2 protein-coding genes and 1 pseudogene are annotated in these 1,519 nt (G+C 41.1%); all 3 read left to right on the forward strand.

Translation table 11 applies throughout. The features are described 5' to 3' along the window. Positions 1-134: 134 nt before the first annotated feature. Positions 135-356: pseudogene (gene tnpA / locus ACE1CC_RS22815) on the forward strand (IS200/IS605 family transposase); the annotation flags it as partial. A gap of 15 nt (positions 357-371) precedes the next feature. After that, a complete protein-coding gene (locus tag ACE1CC_RS22820) occupies positions 372-761 on the forward strand; it encodes an ACT domain-containing protein (protein ID WP_413272735.1) in 390 nt (129 codons plus the stop codon). Then, positions 758-1,519, forward strand: a 762-nt coding sequence (locus ACE1CC_RS22825; protein WP_413272734.1) for a phosphodiester glycosidase family protein, incomplete at its 3' end; no start/stop codon positions are given. The genes ACE1CC_RS22820 and ACE1CC_RS22825, both read left to right, overlap by 4 nt.

A 1,519-nucleotide genomic window follows, 5' to 3' on the forward strand; every position in this document is an offset into this window, starting at 1 on the left:
ATTTTTCTAGAGTGTTCGTTGGCAAAAGTTCCAACGACACACTGAGAACGCCAGTAACTCTGGATACGCTGAGAAATCTTATGGTTTCCTAGCGCAAGAATCCCCAACTATAATCTCCGATTTAGTTGGGGTGCGTTCAATATCCGCCAAAGTTATCTGTTTCAGAAATTGTTAATGCTCTTAAAGGTGTCTCCAGTCGGAGGTATGGACAGGCTGGACTCCCTAAACCACACAACCAAGCCCTTTGGAGTCCTAGCTATTTTGCTGTGTCCGTAGGTGGCGCTCCACTTGAGGTTTTGAAGCAATATATCAAAGAACAAAGCCGCCCTAAAGGGTCGGGGCTTGTATCCCATTAATTTTGGTCAAATTTAATCAAAGGAATGAAACCGCAGTTACAAGCTGGCGAATATGTATTTTGTACTGTAGCTGACAATCAAATCCCAAAAGATGTACAACCAATAGGCATTTTTCGGGAAGCAGAAGGTACGACGTTAATTATTACCAAACAGGAAGCCGATCGGCTTTCTATTTCTTATTCATTCGTGGCTGCATGGATTACATTAACTGTTCATTCTTCACTCGAAGCAGTTGGTTTGACGGCTGCTATTTCAGGAGAGTTAACCAAGGCTGATATCAGTTGTAATGTGATTGCTGCTTATTATCACGACCATTTATTTGTTGCTCAAAAAGATGCACTACGCACTATAGAAATTCTGAGGGCAATGAGCTTAAATGAAGTTGTTAATAGCCAAAAGCCATGAAAAAACTCTGGTTATTATTTTGGATACTTGTAAGTTCTCTCGGTGTGGCAGTGGTGTTATTTTCTAATGTCCAGAATCGCTCGACAAAAGCTTACAATCAGACAGTTGAAGTACCACTTCAACCAGAAATTGCATATAAATCTTATACCTTGACACACAGCGTTGTCCATACATTACTGATTCCTAAAACCAGCCGTTTTTCTGTTAAACCTGCTGTTTCGCCAACACTTGAACTGGTAGAAAATATAGCAACAAAACATCAAGCATTTGCAGCTATCAACGGTAGCTTTTTCGACCCGGTGAATCAAAAAACCACTTCCATTGTGATTCGAGAAGGAGCGTTAATTGCTGACCCAAAACTTAACGAACGGTTCATTAATAATCCTAAAAATGCTCCTTACTTAGACAAAATGCTTAATCGTAGTGAATTGAGACGCTACATTTGTGGAGGAACCATTCGTTACGATATTAACCTCCGCAACGATCCAATTCCCGATAGTTGCCGTTTAGTAGATGCCTTGGGTGGTGGGCCAAATTTATTGCCAGAATTGGGTTTGGTTCAAGAAGGGTTCGCAGATGTGGTGAATGGAAAAGTTATTCGGGATGTATTAGGAAGTAACCAACTCAATGCTAGAACGGCAGTTGGTATTACTGTTGATGGTAGTCTTTTGTGGGTAATGGTAGCGCAAAAACCAGAAAACCCTACTACTTCGGGGATGTCCTTACCAGAACTAGCTAAGTTTATGAAGTCGTTGGGG

It is taken from the genome of Floridaenema aerugineum BLCC-F46, assembly GCF_041929345.1.
In the GTDB taxonomy this organism is placed as follows: Bacteria; Cyanobacteriota; Cyanobacteriia; order Cyanobacteriales; family Aerosakkonemataceae; genus Floridanema; species Floridanema aerugineum.